This is a genomic window from Congregibacter sp. (genome assembly GCF_965660375.1).
Classification (GTDB): domain Bacteria; phylum Pseudomonadota; class Gammaproteobacteria; order Pseudomonadales; family Halieaceae; genus Congregibacter.
Window position 1 is genome coordinate 1 of the sequence record NZ_CBFHZO010000005.1, and the last position, 4,898, is coordinate 4,898.

Consider the following 4,898-nt stretch of genomic DNA (forward strand, 5'->3'; position numbering starts at 1 on the left):
CAACCAGCCACCGAAGATATCCCCGGAGGCGTTAGTGTCCTTGGGCATGGCGATGGTTTGTATGGCGAGTTCGCCCTGGGGTAGTGGTGTGGAGTCAATATCGCTCATGGTCTGCTTAGTCTGCGCTGGTTTCTGGTTGGAGGTTCATGGTACGTAGTTCATGGTTAGTTGTTAACGGTTGATGGTCGTCAGACCCATCTCGGTCAGATCTACCTCGGTCAAACAAAGCCGGTCAAACGCGGGATACCGCCTAACTTTAGCCGCCATTGCGAAGGTAGGTGTAGCGTTTAGAGCTTTGACGGTAACCAGGTAGCCAGCTCGGGCCAGATCCACAGTGCTGCGAGCATGAGTAGCTGAATAAAGATAAACGGTATTACACCCCGATAAATCGCCGAAGTCGGCACCGAATCCGGCGCTACGCCGCGAAGATAAAACAGCGCAAAGCCAAAGGGCGGCGTTAGAAAGGATGTCTGGAGGTTAATGGCAATCATGATGCCCAGCCATACGGGATCTACTCCCATCATGAGAAGAATCGGCCCTACGATGGGTACCACTACGAAGGTGATCTCGATAAAGTCCAGCACAAAGCCCAGGGCAAAGATAACGACCATCACCAGTAGCGTTGCCGCAAACACCCCGCCGGGCAGGTCCGCGAAGAAAGCCTGAATCAATTCTTCGCCACCAAAGCCACGAAAAACCAGGGAAAAAACCGCGGCGCCAATGAGGATCATAAAGACCATGGCCGTGGTCTCCAGGGTACTGCTGACGATTTCCTGGAGCTTGGAGCGATTCACCTCGCCGCGGATCGCGGCCAGCAGCAATGCCCCGGTGGCTCCGACTCCCGCCGCTTCTGTGGGGGTTGCGGCACCGGCGAGAATGGAGCCAAGAACCACCGCAATAAGGATTAGCGGCGGCACCAGCCCGTGGAGCAACTTGCCCCAGGACATGGTCCGCGTTTTGATCGGAGGTACGCTTTGTGGGCGCAGCAGCGCCATCCCCAAAATATAGAGACAGTAAATGCCGACTAGTAACAACCCTGGAATAATGGCACCAACAAACAGGTCCCCAACGGATACCGTCTGGGGGTTGAACACATCCATCTCAAGCTGTGCCTGCTGATAGGCGCTGGAAAGAATATCCCCCAGGAGTACGAGGGCGATAGACGGGGGAATAATCTGACCCAGTGTGCCTGTGGCGCAGATAGTGCCGGTGGCGATGCTGGGGCCGTAGCCCGCCCGCAGCATGGTGGGCAGCGACAAAAGTCCCATGGTGACCACCGTGGCACCCACGATGCCGGTGCTCGCTGCCAGCAGCATGCCCACAATAACCACGGAGATCGCCAGCCCTCCCGGGAGGCGTCCGAGGAGTGCGGACATGCTTTCCAGCAGCTCTTCCGCGACCTTCGACTTCTCTAAAACCACGCCCATCATTACAAACAGCGGTACCGCGATAAGCGTCACATTGCTGATGGTGCCAAAGAGACGTCCGGGCAGCGCTTCAAGAAAAGCCGGATCAAACCCCCCGGCGATGGTCCCCACTGCGGCAAACAATAGAGCCGTGCCTGCAAGAGTAAAAGCTACAGGGTAGCCAAGCATCAGCAGGCCGCATACGGCTGCGAACATCCATAGGGCAACGGACCCGTCCATCAGGAATGCTCGCCCCGGGCCAGAAGCCGGGCATTGCGTGAGATATCCGCCACGCCTGCAATGGCAAGATTGATGGCCATAAGCGGCAACAGTGTTTTGAGCAGGTACAAATAGGGGATGCCGCCGGGCTCAGGGGAACCCTCGCGGATGGCCCAGGCGTCAGCGACGTAACCCCAGCTCACAAACACGATCACCGCACACAGGGGTAGAAGAAATACGATGCCACCCAGGGCATCGACCCAGGCACGGTTTCGAGCGCTGAATTCGCGATAAAAGATGTCCACGCGCACATGGGCACCGGTCTTTAAGGCGTAAGCTACCCCGAGCATAAAGAGGCTACCATGGAGATAGGTGACGGCTTCCTGCATAGCGATGGCCCCGGTAGCAAAGCCGTAGCGCAGGATAACCACCGCGGCGGTAAGCAGCGCCATGGCCAATGCACACCAGGCGAGGAGTCGTCCAAAGAATAGCGTAAAGCGATCAACCGCCTGAATAAAAGACGTCCAGTTACGCACTCTTTCGTTGCCTTTCTTAATGCCGGAGGGCGAGGGTATCATAGCCCACCGCGCGGACTCTGCTTTGCAGAAGGCCTTGAGATCCCAGCCAGAACGCGGACTTAGGAACACTTCATCAAGCGGCAAGGACACGGACAATGTTGAGCGTTATTTCACCGGCCAAAACTCTGGACTACGATTCGCCCGTTACAACCAGCAAGGCTACCCAGCCCGAATTTCTCGAGCGCTCCGAGGCGCTGGTTACGGATGCCCGGCAGCTGGACCCTGCGGATATCCGGTCGCTCATGGGTGTGTCCGAGAATATCGCGGCGCTCAATCATCAGCGCTTCATGGACTGGCATCGACCCTTTGACAAGGACAACGCGCGCCAGGCGATTCTGGCCTTCAAGGGCGATGTGTACACCGGTTTGGAAGCCGAAACCCTGAACGCAACGCAACTGGCCTATGCGCAAAAGCACCTGCGTATTCTCTCGGGTCTTTATGGCGTCCTCCGTCCTCTGGATCTTATGCAGGCCTACCGACTGGAAATGGGTCTGCGCTTTGAAAACAGCGGCGGCAAAAACCTTTACGAGTTCTGGGGTGATGCTGTGACCAACAGCCTCAATAAACAGCTCAAGAAAACCGGCACCCCCGTACTCTTGAACCTGGCCTCCAATGAGTATTTTAAGGCGGTACAACCGGGGGCTCTGGATGGCGAGGTGATTACCCCGGTGTTCAAAGATCTCAAGAACGGCAAGTACAAAATCATCAGCTTCTTTGCGAAGAAGGCCCGAGGGCAGATGGCGCGGTACATTGTTGAAAAAGAGATTAATGATGTGGCCGCCCTGAAGAAGTACCGCGTCGCGGGCTATCGTTATAACGCGTCGGAGTCATCAGCCCGGGAGCTGGTGTTTACGCGGGACGAGGCGCCCGGCAGCTGATCAACACCGCGCTCGAGAACGAACCAGGTATACAAGCATGAATGCAAACAACTCCACGCATCAGGTGGTGATTATTGGCGCGGGCATGTCAGGCCTGTGTATGGGCATCAAGCTTCGCGAGCGTGGTATCACCGACTTCGTCATCCTTGAAAAATCGCCGCAGGTCGGTGGCACCTGGTATGACAACACCTATCCCGGCGCCTGCTGCGATGTCGCCTCGGTGTTGTATAGCTACTCCTTCGCACCCAACCCGGACTGGTCTCACAAGTTTTCTCCGCACCATGAAATCAGGGCCTATTTTCAGCGCTGCGCTGAAGAGTTTGGTCTCCTCTCCCATCTGCGTTTGAGTGCCGAGGTAGCCGATGCGCAGTGGCAGGAGGACTCAGGACTTTGGGAGATCACGTTGGCAGATGGCGAGACGCTCAGTGCCCGAAGCCTGGTGAGTGGCCTTGGGCAGCTCAACCTTCCCAATATTCCTGACTTTCCCGGGCGCGATACTTTTGAGGGACACAGCTTTCATTCCGCTCGCTGGGATCATGACTATGACTTGAAGGGAAAGCGGGTAGCGGTGATCGGGAATGCGGCCAGCGCGCTGCAGTTTATCCCTCATATCGCTAAGGAAGTGGAGCAACTTCACGTATACCAGCGTAGCGCCAACTATGTGATCAAGCGCAATGACCGGGCTTATAAAAACTGGGAGAAATGGATTTTTCGCAATGTTCCCCTGGCGCAAAAAGCGGTTCGGGCCATGGTCTATCTCCGAGGTGAATGGCTTTTCTATCCCGTGCTACGCAACAGCTCTACCTGGCTGCTCAAGCAGTGGGAAAAGTGGTGCAAGGATTACCGCGAAGAAGAGATCAGGGATCAGGAGCTGCGGGACAAGCTCACCCCCGACTATCGCCTGGGCTGCAAACGCATTCTGATTTCTGATGACTTTTTTGGCGCCTTTGTGAGAGACAACGTCGAGCTGGTGACTTCTCCCATCACCGGGATGGATGCCGCGGGCGTGTGCACCGAGGACGACCTTGAGCGCCCTGTGGACGCGGTTATCTACGCTACGGGCTTTAACACTACGGCAATGCACAGCGCCGTGAATTTTAAAGGTGTGAACGGACTGTCTTTGCAACAGGCCTGGCGCGATGGTGCAGAGGCGTATCGCGGTGTGTGCACCCACGGCTTTCCCAATTTTTTTATGCTCTACGGCCCCAATACCAACCTTGGAAGCAACTCCATTATTTTTATGGTGGAGCGTCAGGTGGACTATGTTGTTAACTGCATCGACAAGCTCTTGAGTCATGAGCTGGCCGCGCTGGATATCAACGAGGATGTGCAGTTGGCCTACAGCGAGCGCATGCAGGGAGAGCTGGCGCAAACGGTGTGGGTCGCAAACTGCGAGAGCTGGTACAAGAATGCGGCGGGCAAAGTGACCAACAACTGGCCCCGGTCCACCCTGGCCTACTGGTGGCATATGCGAAGGCCCGACTTTGCCGATTTTGATATGCGTGTTTAGCCGTGTCGGATCTACCCTTTTCTCAGGCTGCGGAAAATAACCGGGGGCCTATTCTTCGCGAACTTAAGCGTCTGCTAGCTGAATCGACGTCGGTTTTGGAGGTTGGCGCGGGCACCGGACAGCACGCTACGGCATTTGCCGCGTCCATGCCGCACTTGCAGTGGCAACCCACTGAGCACCCTGAATCGCTAGCAATGCTGCGCCCCCGCTGTGAGCTGGCAAAGCTCGACCGTCAACTCGACAACCTGCTCGCGCCCATAGCCCTGGATATCTGCGACAGTCCATGGCCCGAGCCCTGGCCTGATGC

The 4,898-nt window shown here is 56.6% G+C and carries 5 protein-coding genes and 1 pseudogene; 3 read left to right on the forward strand and 3 right to left on the reverse strand.

The genetic code is table 11. The annotated features are described in order from the left end of the window. The 3 genes and pseudogenes from ACTG3T_RS00535 to ACTG3T_RS00545 all read right to left on the reverse strand — a co-directional run. Positions 1–108: pseudogene (locus ACTG3T_RS00535) on the reverse strand (acyl-CoA thioesterase); the annotation flags it as partial. Between the two features lie 179 nt (positions 109–287). Further along, complete coding sequence (locus ACTG3T_RS00540) at positions 288–1,646, reverse strand: TRAP transporter large permease (RefSeq protein ID WP_439100310.1); 1,359 nt, start codon at positions 1,644–1,646, stop codon at positions 288–290. After that, a complete protein-coding gene (locus ACTG3T_RS00545) occupies positions 1,646–2,161 on the reverse strand; it encodes a TRAP transporter small permease subunit (RefSeq protein WP_439100311.1) in 516 nt (171 codons plus the stop codon). Before ACTG3T_RS00545 ends, ACTG3T_RS00540 begins: the two co-directional genes overlap by 1 nt. Before the next feature lie 137 nt (positions 2,162–2,298). Between ACTG3T_RS00545 and yaaA the strand changes: the two genes are divergently transcribed. The 3 genes from yaaA to ACTG3T_RS00560 all read left to right on the forward strand — a co-directional run. Further along, on the forward strand, positions 2,299–3,081 hold the full coding sequence (gene yaaA, locus ACTG3T_RS00550) for a peroxide stress protein YaaA (protein WP_439100312.1): 783 nt from the start codon (positions 2,299–2,301) through the stop codon (positions 3,079–3,081). Between the two features lie 37 nt (positions 3,082–3,118). Next, on the forward strand, positions 3,119–4,591 hold the full coding sequence (locus ACTG3T_RS00555) for a flavin-containing monooxygenase (RefSeq protein WP_439100313.1): 1,473 nt from the start codon (positions 3,119–3,121) through the stop codon (positions 4,589–4,591). A gap of 2 nt (positions 4,592–4,593) precedes the next feature. Beyond that, positions 4,594–4,898, forward strand: a 305-nt coding sequence (locus ACTG3T_RS00560; RefSeq protein WP_439100314.1) for a DUF938 domain-containing protein, incomplete at its 3' end; no start/stop codon positions are given.

What these genes read in the sequence shown, in the direction of transcription:
- ACTG3T_RS00540 (WP_439100310.1), bottom strand. Translation starts at nt 1,646, where the DNA reads ATGGACGGGTCCGTTGCCCTATGGATGTTCGCAGCCGTATGCGGCCTG.
- yaaA (WP_439100312.1), top strand. Translation starts at nt 2,299, where the DNA reads ATGTTGAGCGTTATTTCACCGGCCAAAACTCTGGACTACGATTCGCCC.
- ACTG3T_RS00555 (WP_439100313.1), top strand. Translation starts at nt 3,119, where the DNA reads ATGAATGCAAACAACTCCACGCATCAGGTGGTGATTATTGGCGCGGGC.